The 20,563-nt window shown below is 42.8% G+C and carries 20 protein-coding genes, 13 tRNA genes and 3 rRNA genes; all 36 read right to left on the bottom strand.

Annotated features, from left to right (window positions below; translation table 11 throughout):
• Positions 1-14: 14 nt before the first annotated feature.
• Entirely contained in the window at positions 15-1,526 is a 1,512-nt protein-coding gene (locus GPW69_RS00695) for a zinc ABC transporter substrate-binding protein AdcA (RefSeq protein ID WP_024414328.1), read from the bottom strand.
• 9 nt (positions 1,527-1,535) lie between these two features.
• Positions 1,536-2,348, bottom strand: a complete 813-nt coding sequence (locus GPW69_RS00690) for a metal ABC transporter permease (RefSeq protein ID WP_002936593.1) — start codon at positions 2,346-2,348, stop codon at positions 1,536-1,538.
• Positions 2,341-3,045: a metal ABC transporter ATP-binding protein gene (locus tag GPW69_RS00685; RefSeq protein ID WP_024404806.1), complete on the bottom strand. Its 705-nt coding sequence runs from the start codon at positions 3,043-3,045 to the stop codon at positions 2,341-2,343. Before GPW69_RS00685 ends, GPW69_RS00690 begins: the two co-directional genes overlap by 8 nt.
• Positions 3,046-3,489 (bottom strand): zinc-dependent MarR family transcriptional regulator, encoded by a 444-nt coding sequence (locus GPW69_RS00680; protein ID WP_012774904.1) that lies wholly within the window; start codon positions 3,487-3,489, stop codon positions 3,046-3,048. It abuts the gene before it with no gap.
• Between the two features lie 166 nt (positions 3,490-3,655).
• Positions 3,656-3,847, bottom strand: a complete 192-nt coding sequence (locus GPW69_RS00675) for a hypothetical protein (RefSeq protein ID WP_141591397.1) — start codon at positions 3,845-3,847, stop codon at positions 3,656-3,658.
• 196 nt (positions 3,848-4,043) lie between these two features.
• Complete coding sequence (locus tag GPW69_RS00670; RefSeq protein WP_074391324.1) at positions 4,044-4,874, bottom strand: hypothetical protein; 831 nt, start codon at positions 4,872-4,874, stop codon at positions 4,044-4,046.
• Positions 4,825-5,688, bottom strand: coding sequence for a hypothetical protein (locus GPW69_RS10975; protein ID WP_232051775.1), 864 nt, complete (start codon positions 5,686-5,688; stop codon positions 4,825-4,827). The genes GPW69_RS00670 and GPW69_RS10975 overlap by 50 nt, the downstream gene beginning before the upstream one ends.
• Before the next feature lie 496 nt (positions 5,689-6,184).
• A tRNA-Leu gene (locus GPW69_RS00660) sits at positions 6,185-6,268 on the bottom strand.
• Between the two features lie 11 nt (positions 6,269-6,279).
• Positions 6,280-6,351 (bottom strand) — tRNA-Gln (locus GPW69_RS00655).
• A gap of 11 nt (positions 6,352-6,362) precedes the next feature.
• Positions 6,363-6,435: transfer RNA gene (locus GPW69_RS00650), tRNA-His, on the bottom strand.
• 7 nt (positions 6,436-6,442) lie between these two features.
• Positions 6,443-6,513 (bottom strand) — tRNA-Trp (locus GPW69_RS00645).
• A gap of 7 nt (positions 6,514-6,520) precedes the next feature.
• Positions 6,521-6,601 (bottom strand) — tRNA-Tyr (locus GPW69_RS00640).
• A gap of 20 nt (positions 6,602-6,621) precedes the next feature.
• Positions 6,622-6,694 (bottom strand) — tRNA-Phe (locus GPW69_RS00635).
• Between the two features lie 15 nt (positions 6,695-6,709).
• Positions 6,710-6,783 (bottom strand) — tRNA-Met (locus GPW69_RS00630).
• A 9-nt stretch (positions 6,784-6,792) separates the two neighbouring features.
• Positions 6,793-6,882: transfer RNA gene (locus GPW69_RS00625), tRNA-Ser, on the bottom strand.
• 5 nt (positions 6,883-6,887) lie between these two features.
• Positions 6,888-6,959: transfer RNA gene (locus GPW69_RS00620), tRNA-Glu, on the bottom strand.
• 6 nt (positions 6,960-6,965) lie between these two features.
• Positions 6,966-7,039 (bottom strand) — tRNA-Ile (locus GPW69_RS00615).
• 30 nt (positions 7,040-7,069) lie between these two features.
• Positions 7,070-7,140, bottom strand: a tRNA-Gly gene (locus GPW69_RS00610).
• Between the two features lie 5 nt (positions 7,141-7,145).
• A tRNA-Val gene (locus GPW69_RS00605) sits at positions 7,146-7,218 on the bottom strand.
• 5 nt (positions 7,219-7,223) lie between these two features.
• Positions 7,224-7,339: ribosomal RNA gene (rrf, locus tag GPW69_RS00600) — 5S ribosomal RNA — on the bottom strand.
• 85 nt (positions 7,340-7,424) lie between these two features.
• Positions 7,425-10,328 (bottom strand): 23S ribosomal RNA (locus GPW69_RS00595).
• A 165-nt stretch (positions 10,329-10,493) separates the two neighbouring features.
• Positions 10,494-10,566, bottom strand: a tRNA-Ala gene (locus tag GPW69_RS00590).
• Positions 10,567-10,619: 53 nt separating this feature from the next.
• Positions 10,620-12,168: ribosomal RNA gene (locus GPW69_RS00585) — 16S ribosomal RNA — on the bottom strand.
• The 16S, 23S and 5S rRNA genes sit together here with 13 tRNA genes alongside, the layout of an rRNA operon.
• 530 nt (positions 12,169-12,698) lie before the next feature.
• On the bottom strand, positions 12,699-13,994 hold the full coding sequence (locus GPW69_RS00580) for a glutamate-cysteine ligase family protein (RefSeq protein ID WP_074391044.1): 1,296 nt from the start codon (positions 13,992-13,994) through the stop codon (positions 12,699-12,701).
• Between the two features lie 198 nt (positions 13,995-14,192).
• Entirely contained in the window at positions 14,193-14,579 is a 387-nt protein-coding gene (gene rplQ / locus GPW69_RS00575; protein ID WP_000331493.1) for a 50S ribosomal protein L17, read from the bottom strand.
• Between the two features lie 14 nt (positions 14,580-14,593).
• Positions 14,594-15,532 (bottom strand): DNA-directed RNA polymerase subunit alpha, encoded by a 939-nt coding sequence (locus tag GPW69_RS00570; protein WP_004195512.1) that lies wholly within the window; start codon positions 15,530-15,532, stop codon positions 14,594-14,596.
• Between the two features lie 44 nt (positions 15,533-15,576).
• Positions 15,577-15,960, bottom strand: coding sequence for a 30S ribosomal protein S11 (gene rpsK, locus GPW69_RS00565; protein WP_004195509.1), 384 nt, complete (start codon positions 15,958-15,960; stop codon positions 15,577-15,579).
• Positions 15,961-15,977: 17 nt separating this feature from the next.
• Entirely contained in the window at positions 15,978-16,343 is a 366-nt protein-coding gene (gene rpsM, locus GPW69_RS00560; RefSeq protein WP_002936622.1) for a 30S ribosomal protein S13, read from the bottom strand.
• 19 nt (positions 16,344-16,362) lie between these two features.
• A complete protein-coding gene (gene rpmJ / locus GPW69_RS00555) occupies positions 16,363-16,479 on the bottom strand; it encodes a 50S ribosomal protein L36 (protein ID WP_001808836.1) in 117 nt (38 codons plus the stop codon).
• A gap of 24 nt (positions 16,480-16,503) precedes the next feature.
• Positions 16,504-16,722, bottom strand: a complete 219-nt coding sequence (gene infA / locus GPW69_RS00550; protein ID WP_002936627.1) for a translation initiation factor IF-1 — start codon at positions 16,720-16,722, stop codon at positions 16,504-16,506.
• 121 nt (positions 16,723-16,843) lie between these two features.
• Positions 16,844-17,485, bottom strand: a complete 642-nt coding sequence (locus GPW69_RS00545; RefSeq protein ID WP_002936630.1) for an adenylate kinase — start codon at positions 17,483-17,485, stop codon at positions 16,844-16,846.
• Between the two features lie 93 nt (positions 17,486-17,578).
• On the bottom strand, positions 17,579-18,889 hold the full coding sequence (gene secY, locus GPW69_RS00540; protein ID WP_014637293.1) for a preprotein translocase subunit SecY: 1,311 nt from the start codon (positions 18,887-18,889) through the stop codon (positions 17,579-17,581).
• 13 nt (positions 18,890-18,902) lie between these two features.
• A complete protein-coding gene (gene rplO, locus GPW69_RS00535) occupies positions 18,903-19,343 on the bottom strand; it encodes a 50S ribosomal protein L15 (RefSeq protein ID WP_002936637.1) in 441 nt (146 codons plus the stop codon).
• A gap of 135 nt (positions 19,344-19,478) precedes the next feature.
• Positions 19,479-19,661, bottom strand: coding sequence for a 50S ribosomal protein L30 (rpmD, locus tag GPW69_RS00530; RefSeq protein WP_002936638.1), 183 nt, complete (start codon positions 19,659-19,661; stop codon positions 19,479-19,481).
• Between the two features lie 14 nt (positions 19,662-19,675).
• On the bottom strand, positions 19,676-20,170 hold the full coding sequence (gene rpsE / locus GPW69_RS00525; protein WP_002936639.1) for a 30S ribosomal protein S5: 495 nt from the start codon (positions 20,168-20,170) through the stop codon (positions 19,676-19,678).
• A gap of 18 nt (positions 20,171-20,188) precedes the next feature.
• Entirely contained in the window at positions 20,189-20,545 is a 357-nt protein-coding gene (gene rplR, locus GPW69_RS00520) for a 50S ribosomal protein L18 (protein ID WP_002936641.1), read from the bottom strand.
• Positions 20,546-20,563 lie beyond the last annotated feature (18 nt).

Here is a 20,563-nt window from a genome sequence, read left to right as displayed (position 1 = left end):
TCTTCTCATTATTCTTAGTGAGCCAGCATTTCCTGACCAATTTCCAAACCAGTCAAACCAACAGGGTAGTATGTCGGCCAGTTTTCCAACTCTTCCAAGAGTTTTTCTTGGCTCTCTCCACCAAAATAGATATGGAAGTGACCTGTTTTAACAGGGGCGATATTGTGGTCGCTAAATTGAACATACTTATAGTTACCAGCATTTGCATCCGTTGCTTCAAACAAGAAACGAACACCACGATTTCCTTTTTTGTAGGTCAAAATCTTATAGCCCACATACTTATACGTGAATTTTTCTTTCTTATCTCCCACTACAAATTCCATGGTATTATCTGTAATGTTAATTTGATCAACATCTGTTTTGTAGCCTGTATCGTAATAAGCCTTGTACTCTTCAGCTGTCATACCACCTTTGATCTTAGCCTTGTAATCCCAGACTTGATCCAGCGTCCCGTCCAGCAAGTATGGATAAACCGACTGCCACTCACCTGCATAATCTGAAAGAGTACGATCTTTTACGGCACTATCTTCAAAATAACCATTATAAACAGTTTGCGCAGTCTCAGCACCTTCTTCTGGCAAAATTTCAGAACCTTCTTGGGAAGTTGTTTTTTCAAGGGCAGTCAGATTATCTTCCATAACAGAAATATAATCCTTACCATTTTTCATATCCTCATCCGTCAAACTTTCAAGAGGATTAAGAACGTCCAACTGAACCCCAGTCTCTTTAGCAAGTGTTTCTGCAACAGATTTTGACGCATTTTCTTCAAAATAGATATACTTAATACCATATTTATTGATATACTCTGTCAATTCCGCTAGACGTGATGGAGTCGGATCCTCATCTGCAGCAACACCTGTAATAGAAACTTGTTTCAAACCATAGTCCAAAGCCAAATATGCAAATGCAGTATGTTGTGTAACAAAGTATTTCTGTTTCGCAGCAGATAATGTTTCAGAATACTTCATATCTAAAGCATCTAATTTCTCAATATAGGCTGCCGCATTTGTTTCAAAAGCATCTTTCTTTTCTGGGTATTTAGCTACCAAACTATCACGAATATTTTCTACAAGTGTGATGGCACGCTCAGGAGACAACCATACATGCGGATCATAAGCATGGCTATGCCCCTCCTCACTATGGTCGTGATCTTCATGTTCCTCCTCACCGCCAGGCAAAAGCAACATCCCCTCCGTCGCACTAATCACATTAACCTTTGTTGTATCAAGTGATTTTTCAACATCATGAACCCATGTTTCCATATTTTCATTTTCATAAACAAAAGCATCTGCCTCTTGGATACGAGCAATATCTTTAGCTGACGGCTCATAACCATGAACCTCTGTCCCAGCCTTAACCAACAGATCAACATTTGCCTCATCACCTGCCACCTGCTTGGTAAACTCATAAACAGGATAAAAGGTCGTTACAATATTCAACTTCCCATCTTCAGAAGCTGTGCTATTGCCACAAGCCCCTAAAAGCAAAGCTGAAACAGACAATAATAATAAACCAACTTTTTTCATCTTAACTCCTTATTTTTTAAATTTTTGAACAACATTCACCAGTAAGAAAATACTAATGAAAATCAAGGTAATACTTGCACTAGCTGGGGTTTCTGCATAGTAAGAAGTCAGCAACCCCATGACCATTCCAAAAAAGCCAATGCCCATCCCAGTAAAGATAACAGCTTTAAAACTCTTACCAAGTCGCAATGCAATAGAAGCAGGCAATACCATAATTGTTGAAACCAGCAAAGCACCTGCCGCAGGAATCATTAAGGCAATGGCAACACCAGTCACCACATTGAAGGCAATGGACATAGCTCGCACAGGCAAGCCATCTACAAATGCCGTATCCTCATCAAAGGTAAGAATATACATCGGACGTAAAAACAGCAATGTCAGCACAATGACAATCACAGCAATCGTAAACAAAGCAATTACCTGCTCCTGACTAATCGTCACAATCGAACCAAACAGATATTGTTCCAGACTAAGCCCTGATTTCCCACCAGATTTATTCATGACAATGAGCGAAATAGCCAAACCAGTCGACATGAGGATAGCTGTCCCAATTTCCATAAAATTCTTGTAAATTGTCCGCAAATACTCTAAAAATACAGCTGCCACAATAACGACAAGAACAGTCGAAAGCGTTGGTGAAATCCCCAATACCAAACCGAATGCAACCCCCGCCAACGAAACATGACTAAGAGTATCCGACATCAAACTCTGTCGTCTGAGTATCAAAAAGACCCCCAAAATAGGCGAGAACAGACTCATCGCAATGATTGCCAGGAAAGCACGCTGCATAAAGTCATAATGAAATACAGATAGATCAAACATCGGCAACCTCCTCATCCGCTTCATGAACATTGAAACAACGCCAAGGAGACTGCTGATCACGAACCAAGTGAATGTTTCGATCAGCATACCTATTCAGCTCATCAGGATCATGAGTTATCATCAGAACCGACTTTCCATGCTTCTTAGCCGAATGATGCATGAGCTGGTAAAAAGCATCCTTGGTCCCTGCATCCATCCCTGTTGTCGGTTCATCCAGAATAAAAATATCTGGATCCGAAGCAAACATACGCGCAATGACCGCGCGTTGCTTCTGCCCACCACTCAAAGCACCTAAGCGCTTATCCCGATGTTCCCACATTCCAACTGATTCCAAACTAATCCGAACATGTTCCTCATCATGGGCTGTCAAACGACGAAACCAACCTTGTCGAGGATAACGCCCTGATTTTACAAATTCGTAAACCGTGCTCGGAAAACCAGCATTAAAACTTGCAATTTGCTGAGGTAAATAGGCCATTCTTAACTTCTTACCTTTTATACTCTTCTCAGCAATAGAAACCCTCCCTTGTTTGGGCTTCAATATCCCCAAAGTCGCCTTAATGAGGGTTGTCTTGGCTGCGCCATTCTCACCAGTCAAAGTCACAAATTCCCCACTATCAAGATAATAATGAATATGTTCTAAAACCGGTTCTTTGTCGTAGTAAAACGACAAGTCTTCCACAGTAATATATCTCATTTATTTTCTAATCTTCTCCACTAACTCACTTAAGAATCGAGCAATTGACTCCTGCTCTTCGAGACTATAATTTTCCAAAAGCTCTTCATAAGCTTCCAAGGTATGCGCGTGATGATGAGCATGCTCTGCAGCAATAGGCTTAGCAGCCTCAGTCAAACTAAAGCGAACAATACGAGCATCCTTATCATCTCTAACCGCCACCAATAACCCCTGAGCAACTAATGACTTTGTAGCCTTCGTGATCGCAGCCTGACTAACATTCAACTCCTTAGCAATCTCAGTATTAGTATATGCAGCCTTTTCAATAAGCATCAAAATATGCTCCTGCGTATTCGTCAACTTCACCGTGCTTTGACAAGAACCAACCAAAATCTCCAATTGATTCTCCGAACTCAAAACAATCTCGTGCAGGTACTTCTCAATTTCTAATGCAATACGATTCATAGGCATCCCCTTAACCTTTTAATTAACTTGTTAAGTATACCACATGGAAAACAAAAAAACAAGGAAAATTTACTGAAAAAGAGTATATCTATCCATAGCAACTCATAAGCCTTCTTAATAAAAAAGAAACACCAATTTCTCAGTGTTTCTTCATTTCAAACTATTCTTACCATCTGTTAACAGCAGATTCCACCTCTGTTGTAACATCCCTATACTCGAGATTAGTCAAACTTGCATAGACATCATCGATACTATCACGATAAAAATGATCCGACTGAGCAGATAGCTTAACCATTTTATCTTCATCCAGTTCACTCGGTGCTTCTAGTGTAACAATACCATCCTTGTCAATAATCAATTTAGAGAAATTGTAAACATAGAAATCTGTTGAAGTTTTGACAAAAGAATCTTCTTTTAAAAGAAACCGATAGATATTCTTTCGTTCCCACCTGACAAGCCGTTAACACCAAAACTGACAAGGCTACAAAACCTACTCTTAATAATTTCTTTTTCATCTTTCTCCTACAAGCCAGGACTTCTCCAGTTCATTTGAATCAGCGAATAGTTGCATGGACGCCGTAACGCTCCATGTTAGCTAATTTTTCATTAGCTCGCGCATTCTGGATAGCTACCCTTGCCGCGGGATCTTCCAAATGAGCCTGCCCTTTACGAAGTCGCTCTGCCTGAACACGCAGTTGTGAAATTTGAGCATTCCTCCGCGCCAATTGTTCCGCCATTTTTTTCTGTTGATTCATCACAGATTGCTGATGCTGTTCTGTCCGCCAAAGGTTAGCAGCTTCTTGGAAATTCGTTGCACGGAAATCCTGCAACAAGACCAACATACCCGCAAAATCTGTCAAATTTGCAAAATTATCAGGGATCAGAGACAAGAAATAAAGAAGTGTCTGGTTGCTTTCCAATGCTAACTTATCTGCAAGGAGCGACTGATATTCTTGAGAATGTTCCGCTTCAACAGTTGCTTCTTGAGTAACCTTCTCAAGTTGTTTCTTACTAAGTACATTTACAGTATAATTGAGACCGAAAGCCGAATGTTTTTTATTAGTCGGTCTAGCCATAAGCCACATAAAGAGACGGACTGTAGCCTGCCCAAATAGATACATCACCCCCATCATGAAAAGAGCGTTGAAAAAATTATTGCCGAGTTCAACCACTCCCATCAGGGCAAAAATGATACCACCAATATTTCCATTCCGATTATACTTAGCTGTTGTAGCCTGTTTAACACGCGTACGAATAGTCTGTTCAACAATAGAAGACATTTTATTCTTAATAGTAAAGAATTCATCAATCTGCACATACAAATACTGCAAAATATCAATGAGTTCCTCGCGACCAAATTGGTTTATATTTTGTTGTTCTGCCATTCTTTCCTATCCTCTTCTCCGTTTTTTTGCATAACCTAGTCCAAGACCAGCAAGGGCCGTGTAGCCTAACAATACCAAAAGGCTTTCTTGTGAGCCCGTTTGTGGCAGCTGTTTTTGCGGCTGCTTTAGTTTTCGCATCAGCCTGTGCTTGTGCAAGAGCTGCCGCTGTTTGGTTAGCAGTCGCTTGTTGTTGCGTTTGTGTTTCCGTAAGACTTGCAAGGTCGCTGGTCTTTTTAGCATCTGCGGCTTGGGCAGTTGCAAGGTCGCTTTGTGCCTTGTTTTCGGCTGCTTGGGCTCGTGTTAGGGCTGCTTCTGCATTATCACGTTCTGCAATGATTGCAGCAGCTCCAGTACCATCTAGAACTGCTTGTGCATTATCCACAGCTGTTTGAGCATTGTCCACAACAGTCTCTTGAGCGTCAATGACCGCTTGGTCACTATTTACTTTAGCTTGTGCATCATCGGCTTTTGCTTGTGCTTCAGCTGTGTTTTCAGCGGCTTGAGTAGCCTTGCTTTCAGCTTCTGAAATAGCTGTTTGCGTATCAGCCACCCCTGTTTCAGCATTCACAATATTTTCATCCCTTGCTTCGGCCTTGTTTGTTTCAGCCTCTGCAACCACTTCAGTAGCCCTTTCAACCACGTTTACGGCATTTTCTTCGGCAACACTCGCATCCACCACCACAGCTGTCTGATCAGCTACAGCCTGGTCAGCAGCAGTCTTAATAGTAGCCGCCTGATCAACCGTTGCTTCAGTCGGTGTTTCTGTTACAACAGCAGTACCATTGGTCACGATAACACCTGATACTGTCTTCAATACCTACACTAGCTGTCAGAGACACCTCAGGGCTCTCAACAGGGCTTGTAGGCGTATTTACATCTTCTTCAGCTTTTAGCAATTAGGAAAGGCTTGGCTGGAAAGTCAAGCCTTGTTATACTAGTATAACAAGCGATTTGTCAGGTATTTTGTGCAATATTTTCATTTATTTGTCAAAAAAAGATCTAAAATTTTTACATACTTTTCCAAGTCAATAAGAGATGAGAAGAACACCCCCATGAAAGCTTGTCATCAGCCCAAAGGAAAAACTGAAAGCATTATTTTCCATGCCCAAACTAATCAACACCTTAAATACAGGAAACAACTGCATCAATTTTCAGAAGCTCACCTTCCCATTATCAACATACTAAAGTAGAAGTACTATACCAAATCTAACATTACTACAATGTCAGAAATATTCTGAGCCTAAAACCACCCTACCCGCCAGACAAAGCAAAAAAGAAACGCTGATAAATCAACGTTTCTTCATAAACTATACCGGCGGCCGGGGTCGAACCGGCACGTCCTTGCGGACACTGGATTTTGAGTCCAGCGCGTCTGCCAATTCCGCCACGCCGGCATATAGTTGAACTGGGGTAGCTGGATTCGAACCAACGCATGAGGGAGTCAAAGTCCCTTGCCTTACCGCTTGGCGATACCCCAATATTAAAATAGGCGAGTGAGGGGAATCGAACCCCCGAATGTCAGAGCCACAATCTGATGTGTTAACCACTTCACCACACCCGCCATATAACACGGGCAGTAGGAATTGAACCCACACTGAAGGTTTTGGAGACCTTAGTTCTACCTTTAAACTATGCCCGTAAAGGTATGGAGAGAGAGGGATTCGAACCCCCGAACCCGAAGGAGCGGATTTACAGTCCGCCGCGTTTAGCCTCTTCGCTATCTCTCCGAAATATAATATTAAATTAATGGCGCGAGACGGAATCGAACCGCCGACACATGGAGCTTCAATCCATTGCTCTACCAACTGAGCTACCGAGCCAAATTCTTAAAGAAATTGCGGGAGCAGGATTTGAACCTACGACCTTCGGGTTATGAGCCCGACGAGCTACCTAGCTGCTCCATCCCGCGATAGTAGTAAGGAGGATGTGGGATTCGAACCCACGCACGCTTTTACACGCCTGACGGTTTTCAAGACCGTTCCCTTCAGCCGGACTTGGGTAATCCTCCAAATATAGTCCGTACGGGATTCGAACCCGTGTTACCGCCGTGAAAAGGCGGTGTCTTAACCCCTTGACCAACGGACCATATAATGGGCACGAGTGGAATCGAACCACCGACCTCACGCTTATCAGGCGTGCGCTCTAACCATCTGAGCTACGCGCCCAAACCAAGTTTGGGTATGAACTATGTTCAAAGCGGGTGACGAGAATCGAACTCGCGACAACAGCTTGGAAGGCTGTAGTTTTACCACTAAACTACACCCGCTTATATGGGAGTTAACGGGATCGAACCGCTGACCCTCTGCTTGTAAGGCAGATGCTCTCCCAGCTGAGCTAAACTCCCAATTTGCTAAGCGACTACCGTATCTAACAGGGGGCAACCCCCAACTACTTCAGGCGTTCTAGGGCTTAACTGCTGTGTTCGGCATGGGTACAGGTGTATCTCCTAGGCTATCGTCACTTAACTGTTGAGTCTTGTCAACTCAAAATTGAATATCTATATTCTAACAAGTTTTACCAACGCTGTCAATATTGACTCTAGTTTATTTTTTGGATAAGTCCTCGAGCGATTAGTATTGGTCCGCTACATGTGTCGCCACACTTCCACTTCCAACCTATCTACCTGATCATCTCTCAGGGCTCTTACTAACATAAAGTTATGGGAAATCTCATCTTGAGGTGGGTTTCACACTTAGATGCTTTCAGCGTTTATCCCGTCCCTACATAGCTACCCAGCGATGCCTTTGGCAAGACAACTGGTACACCAGCGGTAAGTCCACTCTGGTCCTCTCGTACTAGGAGCAGATCCTCTCAAATTTCCTACGCCCGCGACGGATAGGGACCGAACTGTCTCACGACGTTCTGAACCCAGCTCGCGTGCCGCTTTAATGGGCGAACAGCCCAACCCTTGGGACCGACTACAGCCCCAGGATGCGACGAGCCGACATCGAGGTGCCAAACCTCCCCGTCGATGTGAACTCTTGGGGGAGATAAGCCTGTTATCCCCAGGGTAGCTTTTATCCGTTGAGCGATGGCCCTTCCATACGGAACCACCGGATCACTAAGCCCGACTTTCGTCCCTGCTCGAGTTGTAGCTCTCGCAGTCAAGCTCCCTTATACCTTTACACTCTGCGAATGATTTCCAACCATTCTGAGGGAACCTTTGGGCGCCTCCGTTACCTTTTAGGAGGCGACCGCCCCAGTCAAACTGCCCGTCAGACACTGTCTCCGATAGGGATAACCTATCCGGGTTAGAGTAGCCATAACACAAGGGTAGTATCCCAACAGCGCCTCCGTCGAAACTGGCGTCCCGACTTCATAGGCTCCTACCTATCCTGTACATGTGGTACAGATACTCAATATCAAACTGCAGTAAAGCTCCATGGGGTCTTTCCGTCCTGTCGCGGGTAACCTGCATCTTCACAGGTACTAAAATTTCACCGAGTCTCTCGTTGAGACAGTGCCCAAATCATTACGCCTTTCGTGCGGGTCGGAACTTACCCGACAAGGAATTTCGCTACCTTAGGACCGTTATAGTTACGGCCGCCGTTTACTGGGGCTTCAATTCAGATCTTCGCTTACGCTAAACCCTCCTCTTAACCTTCCAGCACCGGGCAGGCGTCACCCCCTATACATCATCTTACGATTTAGCAGAGAGCTGTGTTTTTGATAAACAGTTGCTTGGGCCTATTCACTGCGGCTGACCTTAAGTCAGCACCCCTTCTCCCGAAGTTACGGGGTCATTTTGCCGAGTTCCTTAACGAGAGTTCTCTCGCTCACCTGAGGCTACTCGCCTCGACTACCTGTGTCGGTTTGCGGTACGGGTAGAGTATGATACATCGCTAGAAGCTTTTCTCGGCAGTGTGACGTCACTAACTTCGCTACTTAACTTCGCTCCCCATCACAGCTCAATGTTATAGATACAAGCATTTGACTCATATCACACCTCACTGCTTAGACGGGCACTTCCAATCGCCCGCTTTAGTTAGCCTACTGCGTCCCTCCATCACTTCATACTCTAGTACAGGAATATCAACCTGTTGTCCATCGGATACACCCTTCGGTCTCTCCTTAGGTCCCGACTAACCCAGGGCGGACGAGCCTTCCCCTGGAAACCTTAGTCTTACGGTGGATGGGATTCTCACCCATCTTTCGCTACTCATACCGGCATTCTCACTTCTATGCGTTCCAGCACTCCTCACGGTATACCTTCTTCACACATAGAACGCTCTCCTACCATAACACCTAAGTGTTATCCACAGCTTCGGTAAATTGTTTTAGCCCCGGTACATTTTCGGCGCAGGGTCACTCGACTAGTGAGCTATTACGCACTCTTTGAATGAATAGCTGCTTCTAAGCTAACATCCTAGTTGTCTGTGCAACCCCACATCCTTTTCCACTTAACAATTATTTTGGGACCTTAGCTGGTGGTCTGGGCTGTTTCCCTTTCGACTACGGATCTTAGCACTCGCAGTCTGACTGCCGACCATAAATCATTGGCATTCGGAGTTTATCTGAAATCAGTAAACCGAGATGGCCCCCTCATCCAAACAGTGCTCTACCTCCAAGATTCTCAAATGTCGACGCTAGCCCTAAAGCTATTTCGGAGAGAACCAGCTATCTCCAAGTTCGTTTGGAATTTCTCCGCTACCCACAAGTCATCCAAGCACTTTTCAACGTGCCCTGGTTCGGTCCTCCAGTGCGTCTTACCGCACCTTCAACCTGCTCATGGGTAGGTCACATGGTTTCGGGTCTACGACATAATACTAATCCGCCCTATTAAGACTCGGTTTCCCTACGGCTCCGTCTCTTCAACTTAACCTCGCATCATATCGTAACTCGCCGGTTCATTCTACAAAAGGCACGCTCTCACCCATTAACGGGCTCGAACTTGTTGTAGGCACACGGTTTCAGGTTCTATTTCACTCCCCTTCCGGGGTACTTTTCACCTTTCCCTCACGGTACTGGTTCACTATCGGTCACTAGAGAGTATTTAGGGTTGGGAGATGGTCCTCCCGGATTCCGACGAGATTTCGCGTGTCTCGCCGTACTCAGGATACTGCTAGGTATAAAGAATATTTCAAATACGAGGCTATTACTCTCTTTGGCCTACCTTCCCAGGTAGTTCTTCTATACTCTTTAAGTCCACTTTGCAGTCCTACAACCCCGAGGAGTAAACTCCTCGGTTTGCCCTCCTGCCGTTTCGCTCGCCGCTACTAAGGCAATCGCTTTTGCTTTCTCTTCCTGCAGCTACTTAGATGTTTCAGTTCACTGCGTCTTCCTCTTCACTACCTTAACAGTAGTGAGTGACAGGCATTACCTGCCGGGTTCCCCCATTCGGACATCCCTGGATCATTGCTTACTTACAGCTCCCCAAGGCATTTCGTCGTTAGTCACGTCCTTCATCGGCTTCTAGTGCCAAGGCATCCACCGTGCGCCCTTATTAACTTAACCTTATTAACCTAATTTTTTCAAAAATTAGAAAACTCATTAAATATTTACAGCGTTTTCGGTTTATTTTCTTGTTACTATTTCTATACGTACTGTTACATACGTTTAGGAATGTTTGATAGATATTCAATTTTCAATGGACAAAATCTTAACAACTTCCGTTGTTAATGGAGCCTAGCGGGATCGAACCGCTGACCTCCTGCGTGCAAAGCAGGCGCTCTCCCAGCTGAGCTAAGGCCCCACAAGACCTCTCAAAATTAAAGAAGACTAACGTACAGGTTTCCATTTCCTTAGAAAGGAGGTGATCCAGCCGCACCTTCCGATACGGCTACCTTGTTACGACTTCACCCCAATCATCTATCCCACCTTAGGCGGCTGGCTCCTAAAAGGTTACCTCACCGATTTCGGGTGTTACAAACTCTCGTGGTGTGACGGGCGGTGTGTACAAGGCCCGGGAACGTATTCACCGCGGCGTGCTGATCCGCGATTACTAGCGATTCCGACTTCATGTAGGCGAGTTGCAGCCTACAATCCGAACTGAGACTGGCTTTAAGAGATTAGCTTGCCGTCACCGACTTGCGACTCGTTGTACCAGCCATTGTAGCACGTGTGTAGCCCAGGTCATAAGGGGCATGATGATTTGACGTCATCCCCACCTTCCTCCGGTTTATTACCGGCAGTCTCGCTAGAGTGCCCAACTGAATGATGGCAACTAACAATAGGGGTTGCGCTCGTTGCGGGACTTAACCCAACATCTCACGACACGAGCTGACGACAACCATGCACCACCTGTCACCAGTGTTCCGAAGAAAAATCCTATCTCTAGGACGGTCACTGGGATGTCAAGACCTGGTAAGGTTCTTCGCGTTGCTTCGAATTAAACCACATGCTCCACCGCTTGTGCGGGCCCCCGTCAATTCCTTTGAGTTTCAACCTTGCGGTCGTACTCCCCAGGCGGAGTGCTTAATGCGTTAGCTGCGGCACTGAGTCCCGGAAAGGACCCAACACCTAGCACTCATCGTTTACGGCGTGGACTACCAGGGTATCTAATCCTGTTCGCTCCCCACGCTTTCGAGCCTCAGCGTCAGTTACAGACCAGAGAGCCGCTTTCGCCACCGGTGTTCCTCCATATATCTACGCATTTCACCGCTACACATGGAATTCCACTCTCCCCTTCTGCACTCAAGTTTGACAGTTTCCAAAGCGTACTATGGTTAAGCCACAGCCTTTTACTTCAGACTTATCAAACCGCCTGCGCTCGCTTTACGCCCAATAAATCCGGACAACGCTCGGGACCTACGTATTACCGCGGCTGCTGGCACGTAGTTAGCCGTCCCTTTCTGGTAAGATACCGTCACTGTGTGAACTTTCCACTCTCACACACGTTCTTCTCTTACAACAGAGCTTTACGATCCGAAAACCTTCTTCACTCACGCGGCGTTGCTCGGTCAGGGTTGCCCCCATTGCCGAAGATTCCCTACTGCTGCCTCCCGTAGGAGTCTGGGCCGTGTCTCAGTCCCAGTGTGGCCGATCACCCTCTCAGGTCGGCTATGTATCGATGCCTTGGTGAGCCGTTACCTCACCAACTAGCTAATACAACGCAGGTCCATCTCATAGTGAAGCAATTGCTCCTTTCAAGCATCTACCATGCGGTAAATACTGTTATGCGGTATTAGCTATCGTTTCCAATAGTTATCCCCCGCTATGAGGCAGGTTACCTACGCGTTACTCACCCGTTCGCAACTCATCCGTCTAGTGCAAGCACCAGACCTCAGCGTTCTACTTGCATGTATTAGGCACGCCGCCAGCGTTCGTCCTGAGCCAGGATCAAACTCTCATAAAAAGTTTTGATTCAAACTCAAGCTATCACTAGCTTTCCGTTTTATTGTTTTGTTTTGTCATTGACGATTTATCCTTAGATAAATCACCCTGCACGTTTGGTTCGTCTTCTTTAATTTTCAAAGGTCTTGTTCGTTGTCGCGCTCTCGCGACAACTATCTAAGTTTATCATTTCTTAGAAACTTTGTCAACACTTTTTTGAAACTTTTTTTCGTTTCGCTGTTAACCAGTTCCTCAAGAGACAACTCAATTATTCTATCATCTTCTGATGGACTTGTCAACACTTTTTCGAAACTTTTTTCATTCCGCTATTGACTAGCCCCTCAAGAGACAACTCAATTATTCTATCACGACTTATACACGTTGTCAACCGGTTTTTTGAGATTTTTTTGGATTTTTTTATAAAAAACTGAGAGGCATACTAATCAGCGATTGTATATTTTCTTCGTATGCCTCCAGTATATCAAATCTTTACAACGGTATTTATGTTCTTTGTAAAAATCTATGGCTACCTATTCATATTTTAGTAGACTGTCACAGTACCCCGGAGTTATCAATTAATGAATTGTACAGTGGAGTTAAATATTTTTCTTCACTGTATCCTCTCAAAAGGAGGGCTTCATGTGCACAATCTAATAATGTCTTAGAAAAGTCTTTCACCATTCTTTGTTCTACATCAAACAGTTTTTTTCTCGAAAATTGTCTACGTAGCTTTGAATAATCTCTGCCAAATTCTATAAAAAACTCTGTACTTTCTAGAATTTCTTCCAATTTCACGAGATTGGCGAGCAGACCTAAATGAAAGGCTATGGGAGCAAATGTTGTTTCAAATGGTTGTGTACATGTACTTCGAAATTCAATAGTTCCTCGCTTGGTAAGCTCCTGATAGTGGTATGAGCGATGATTTTTGAAATCATCTGCTTTCGAAACAAAGTAACATATCTCGCCAGTTTCTGAATACGCTGCAAATTTTTCTTGCTCAAAAAAAGATTTGACAGTAATTGGTTTAAAATAATAATAACAGTTATCCCTGATGACATAAAACATTGCGGACTCTTCTTGGTATTGACGATATTCTGCCTCAGTATGAAATTCCTCTGAGTAGATACCAACGTTATTCTTTAAGAGGCCATGCATTGAATATTCCCAAAAATAATCCCTAGTAAGGGCCATATCATCTATATGATCGAATGGTGAATTTGCAAACAAAAACGCCTTCGCTGCCTCAATTTTATTAAACGCATTAATGACTCGTAAAAAGGTTTTTCGACTCACATCAAACTGCACTTGATTTCCACAAATAAAGCCAGCATATCCAGTATAGGGATGCATATTAGGTTTGCCTTCTCCTAGCTTGAGATAGTTCATTAACATCCTATATCGGCCCGTATCTACCGGTCTATTGTCATTATTTTCCCAGTTGGGATTTATTCCTAACCCCTGCAATTCATGTCCATTTTGGCGCAAATAATCTTGAATATTCGCTAGATATTCTTTATGACGCTCTTCTACACTACCAATATTTTTTGCTTTTGCGAATGCAAATTCTAGTGTATTATACGTGACTTCAAATAGTATGAGGTCTCCCGACTCGTGCTGGAGTTCTATCGGATTTCCTCTATCATCTCTTTTGATGATTGTAAATCCATTTTGATTAGAAATGTGTCGCATCATATCTGTAGCCACTTGGATAGAAGTTGCTTTCCCTGAGATATTAACTATCGGATATTCTAATTCTACACCTATAAACAATTCTGGCTTTTCTTTAATGTTAGCAAAATAGTATTCTTCAAAACAATTGCCTATGGATATTCTGTCTTCTCTATTCATTTTATAAGTATATCAAAATTTTTGAGTAAAATAAAAACGCCTGCTTACGAAATTATTCTATCTTAGAGTAATTTCGTAAACAAGCGTCCAATCAACATGATGAGTGTTACCGCTGAGACAAGCTCAGCGGTAGACCAGAGCTAGACTAAGAATCAGAATAGGATTCCATCATCATAACACTCAACAAAATTGATGATCTTATACAAGTTCGATAATTGCCATTGGTGCAGCATCACCACGACGTGGTTCAGTTTTAAGGATACGAGTATATCCACCATTACGTTCTGCATAACGAGGTGCAATTTCAGAGAACAATTTTTGAAGTGCTGTAGTAGAAGTGTACTTATCAGTTGCTTCATCATAGTTTTCAGATGCAATTTCGTTACGAACAAATGCTGCTGCTTGACGACGTGCGTGCAAATCACCACGTTTACCAAGTGTGATCATTTTTTCAACTGTTTTACGGATTTCTTTAGCACGAGCTTCAGTTGTAACGATTGATTCGTTGATCAAAAGGTCAGTTGTCAAATCGCGTAACATTGCTTTACGTTGTGAGCTAGTGCGTCCTAGTTTACGGTATGCCATGATTTCCTCCTATATTATTTATCTTTTTTCAATCCTAGACCAAGATCAGCCAATTTAACTTTAACTTCTTCAAGACTCTTGCGACCAAGATTGCGCACTTTCATCATTTCTGGCTCAGTTTTCTCTGTCAAGTCGAATACAGTGTTAATGCCTGCACGTTTCAGACAGTTATATGAGCGAACAGATAGATCCAATTCTTCAATCGTACGATCAAGCATACGATCATCTGAAGCCACTTCAGCTTCTTTCATCACTTCTGCAGATTTTGCAACTTCAGTCAAGTCAGTGAAGAGACCTAAGTGCTCCATCAAAATGCGCGCAGAAAGACCTAAAGCATCTTCTGGAATAATGGTGCCATTTGTGTTGATTTCAAGTGTTAATTTGTCAAAACCATCGTTGCTACCAACACGAGCTGGTTCAACTTGATAATTGACTTTCTTCACTGGCGTATAGATAGAATCTACAGCAAGTGTTCCCACTGGTGCATCATCTTTCTTATTACCCTCAGCTGGTACATAACCACGACCTGAATTGACAGTCAAAACAGCTTTAAAAGTGGCACCATCAGCAATGGTAAAGAGATAATGGTCAGGGTTTACAATTTCAATGTCACTATCTGTAAGAATGTCTCCTGCTGTTACTTCAGCTGGACCTACTACATCAAGTTCAATTTTCTTTTCGTCTTCGACATAAGATTTTACAGCAATGCCTTTGATGTTAAGAATAATTTGCATAACATCTTCACGAACACCTGGAACTGTGTCGAATTCGTGGAGTACACCATCAATTTTAATTGATGTTACTGCAGCACCTGGAAGTGAGGCAAGAAGTACACGACGAAGAGAGTTACCAAGAGTTGTACCGTAACCACGTTCTAATGGTTCGATCACAAATCTGCCGTAATCTTTATTTTCATCAATTTTTGTTATTGTTGGTTTTTCAAACTCAATCATTTCTTACTCCCTCTTAAACGAAAAGCTGTGTATGGAATGTATGATTATACACGGCGACGTTTTGGAGGACGAGCACCATTGTGTGGTACAGGAGTCACATCACGAATTGCTGTTACTTCAAGACCAGCGGCAGCAAGAGCGCGGATAGCAGACTCACGACCTGAACCTGGGCCTTTAACGGTAACTTCAACTGTTTTAAGACCGTGTTCTTGTGCAGATTTAGCAGCTGCTTCTGAAGCCATTTGAGCTGCGAATGGTGTAGATTTACGAGAACCTTTGAAACCAAGAGCACCAGCTGATGACCAAGCAATAGCGTTACCATGCACATCAGTAATCATAACAATAGTGTTATTAAATGTAGCGTGAATATGAGCAATACCAGATTCGATATTCTTTTTCACACGACGTTTACGTGTTGGTTTAGCCAATTTTTCTACCTCCTATATTATTTTTTCTTACCTGCAATCGCAACAGCTTTACCTTTACGAGTGCGGGCATTGTTTTTAGTGTTTTGTCCACGGACAGGAAGTCCACGACGGTGACGGATACCACGGTATGAACCGATTTCCATCAAACGTTTGATGTTCAAGTTAACTTCACGACGGAGGTCACCTTCAACTTTGATTGCATCAACTTCGCGACGAATAGCATCTTCTTGATCTGATGTCAAATCTTTCACGCGTACATCTTCTGAAATACCTGCAGCTGCAAGAATTTTTTTAGATGTTGCAAGACCGATACCATAAACATAAGTTAATGAAATAACTACACGTTTGTCATTTGGAATGTCAACTCCAGCAATACGAGCCATGTTTTCTCCTTTCTATTTCTTAACCTTGACGTTGCTTGTGTTTAGGGTTTGCTGGGCAAATCACCATAACACGACCATTACGACGAATAACTTTGCAGTATTCGCAAATTGGTTTGACCGATGGTCTTACTTTCATGTCTAATCCCTCCAAGTATTTCGACTATTTAAAGCGGTATGTGATACGTCCACGTGTCAAGTCGTATGGACTAAGCTCAACAGTTACGCGGTCACCGACCAAAATACGAATGTAGTTTTTACGGATTTTACCTGAAACAGTTGCAAGGACTTGGTGTCCGTTCTCCAACTCAACAGTAAACATAGCATTTGGCATTGTATCGACTACTTTGCCTTCAATTTCAATCACATCTTCTTTTGCCATGCAAAAGTAACCCCTCTCTAAATATCGATTTGATGTCCTCTGAACACAGAGGTAACAATTATAAGTCAGACTAGGCTATTTTATCATCTTTGTATAAAAAATGCAAGCCAAATCTATTAGTTTATTGCAATTTTGATAGTACTGTATCAATTGCTTGGAAAACAAGGTCAATGTCTTGGTCACCTTCAATATCATGGACCAGCCCTTTTGCACGATAATGATCAATGATTGGCTGTCCTTGTGCGATATTGACCTCTAAACGACGTTTGACAGATTCTGGCTTGTCATCTTCACGTTGATAGAAGTCTTCCTCTTTGTAGTCTCCAACAGGTGGATTGAATACTTTGTGGAAAGTCTCTCCGGTTTCTTTATGAATAATACGACCGCTGAGACGCTCTACCAATTTTGAAGGATCAATCTCAATATTGATAACACCTTGCAACTCAATTCCTAAGTCAGCCAAATTTTCATCCAAGGCATGGGCTTGTTCAATCGTACGAGGATAGCCATCTAGCAAAAAGCCTTTTTCCTTGATGTCATCCTGAACCAAACGTTCTTTGACAATGCCATTAGTAACTTCATCGGGAACGAGGTCCCCCTTATCGATGTACGACTTGGCAAGAATACCCATTTCAGTCTGATTGGCCATTGCTGCACGGAACATATCTCCTGTTGAAATATGAGCAACATTGAATTTCTCAACAATCTTGGCCGCTTGTGTCCCTTTACCAGCACCTGGTAAACCCATAATTAAAAGATTCATGACAAACTCCTTATTTTGTTTTCACATAAATTTGCCATTATTGACAAACTTATCTAAAAACAAAATAGAAGGTTGACTAGGTCAACCTATATTCTATTCTGTAATTTCTAAGAAACCTACATATTTTCTCTTAAGAAGGTAGCCTTCTAATTGCTTGATGCCTTCGATACTTGTAGAGATTACGATAATCAAACTTGTACCAAGGAACGCAATGCTTGAAGAAAGCCCAAAGAGATTTTGCGCAAGGATAGGCAACAAAGCTACAAAACTCAAGAAGAGTGCACCGATTACTGCCAATCTTGTCAATAATTTTGACAAAAACTGTTCAGTGCCATTACCAGGACGAACTCCATGGATATAGGCTGCACTTTTCTGAAGGCTTTCTGCAGTCTTCTCAGGATTTACTTGAACAAAGGTGTAGAAGAATGTAAAGGCAATAATTAAACCTGCATATACAATCATACCTTTAGCAGTTGAATAATCAAAGTATTCCTGAACCGTCAATAACCACCCGGCACTCTTATTTTGACTTGCGAAATATTGAATCAAAGAAGTTGGCACTGCAGTGATTGAGCCTGCAAAGATTACGGGAATAACTCCTGCTGGATTCAATTTCAGCGGTAAATATGAGCTAGAAGGTGCTCCTTGTGCACGTTTTGTATATTGAATTGGTAATTTATATTCTGCTTGTTGTACAAAAGTTGTAAAATACACAACAAAGAATATTAATACGACGAGTGCAGCAACAAAGATTGCTGACTCCCCCAAACGACTTGATTCAATATTAACAAAGCGATCAATGTAAATCTCGTGAAAAGTCCCTGGTAGTGATGAAATGATACCCGCAAAGATGATCATTGATGTACCATTACCATAGCCCTTTTCAGAAATTTGTTCCCCCAACCAGGTTACAATAATCGAACCTGTTGTCAAAATTGATCCAATCAACAAATATGTTTGCCAATTTAGTGGCATATTGGTCAATTTTGCACCAGACAAGGCATTAAAGCCTGCTGTAATACCAATCGATTGAACAAATGCCAGTACCAAAGAAATGTAGCGTGTTGCCTGATTCAGTTTACGACGACCAACTTCACCTTGCTTACCCCATTCAACAAATTTAGGTAAAATATCCATTTGCAAAAGTTGAACAATGATGGAAGCTGTAATATAAGGACTAACCCCTAGTGCGAAAACTGAGAAATTACGCATAGCATTTCCCGAAACCAAGCTCAACATGTTCAAAAACGGAACATTTGACAAGGCTTCAAGACTCTTTGCGTTTACTCCTGGTACTGTAATGTGGGTTCCTACGCGGAAGACAAAAAGGATAAAGATAGTAAATAGAATTTTACTACGTACCAATTTTACCTTTAAGGCATCTTTTAAAAGTTTAAAAAACATAGGCTGTCACCTCTTAGATGACTTCTACTGAGCCACCTTTAGAAGTGATTGCTTCTTCAGCTGATTTAGAGAATTTAGCAGCTTTAACTGTCAATTTCTTCGTCAATTCACCGTTACCAAGAATTTTAATTCCTGATTTTTCAGCTTTAACGATTCCAGCTTCGATAAGCACAACTGGTGTTACTTCTGCACCATCTTCAAAAGCGTTCAATTGATCAAGGTTAACGATTGCGTACTCTTTAGCGTTGATATTTGTAAATCCACGTTTTGGAAGACGACGGAACAATGGAGTTTGTCCACCTTCAAAACCTGGGCGAACACCGCCACCGCTACGAGCTTTTTGACCTTTTTGACCACGGCCAGATGTTTTACCGTTACCTGATGATGTACCACGACCTACACGGTTGCGGACTTTACGAGAACCTGTAGCAGGTTGTAATTCATGAAGTTTCATTATTATTTCTCCTCTTTTATATGCTAGCGCCTGTGAAGTACAAGAGTCTTCCTCCACAAACTCGCTGTATGTAAATATGTAAAATGGACTAGAAGTCGCAAAGATTTCTCTATGCGACTTAGTCTATTTGTTAGATTATTTAACTTCTTCTACAGTTACCAAGTGAGAGATAGCGTTAACCATTCCAAGAATAGCTGGGTTATCTTCTTTAACAACTGAAGAGTTCAATTTACCAAGTCCAAGTGCAACAACTGTTTTACGTTGTTCTGGTTTGCGACCGATTGGAGACTTAGTCAAAGTGATTTTAATTTGAGCCATGAGTATCTCCTTTCTTATGCTAAATCAGAAACTGAGATGCCACGAAGTGCAGCCACTTCTTCAGCACGTTTCAATTGTTTCAAACCTTCAACTGTTGCGCGAACGATGTTGATTGGTGTGTTTGAACCAAGTGACTTAGAAGTCACATCTGCGATACCTGCCAATTCGATTACGGCACGAGTTGCACCACCGGCAGCAACCCCAGAACCTTCTGAAGCAGGTTTCAACAATACACGAGCGCCGCCAAATTCTGAGCGAACTTCGTGAGGGATTGTTGTACCAACCATTGGTACTTCAATCATGTTTTTCTTAGCAGATTCAACTGCTTTACGGATAGCTTCTGGTACTTCTTGAGCTTTACCAGTACCGAAACCTACGCGACCGTTACGGTCACCAACAACCACAAGAGCTGCAAAACGAAGACGACGTCCACCTTTAACAACTTTTGTAACACGGTTGATGGCTACTACGCGTTCTTCAATTTCAACTGCGTTATCTTTGAATGCCATTTCTTAGTGTCCTCCCTATTAGAATTTCAATCCGTTTTCACGAGCTGATTCAGCCAAAGCTTTCACACGTCCGTGATAGAGATATCCACCGCGGTCAAAAACCACTTCAGAAATACCTTTAGCTACCGCGCGTTCAGCAACGAGTTTACCTACAACAACAGCTTGTTCTGTCTTAGTACCTTTTGAAACTTCTTTATCAAGAGTAGAAGCGCTTGCGAGCGTTACACCCGCTACGTCATCAATCACTTGAGCGTAGATGCCTGTATTAGAACGGAAAATGTTCAAACGTGGGCGAGCAGCAGTTCCAGAGATTTTACCGCGAACGCGACGGTGGCGTTTTTGGCGGATTTTGTTTTTATCTGGTTTTGAAATCACAATATTCACCTCTTAATG

It is taken from the genome of Streptococcus suis (genome assembly GCF_902702775.1).
GTDB lineage: Bacteria > Bacillota > Bacilli > Lactobacillales > Streptococcaceae > Streptococcus > Streptococcus hashimotonensis.
Note: the sequence above shows the minus strand (reverse complement) of the source record. Positions and strands in the feature narration are given on the sequence as shown.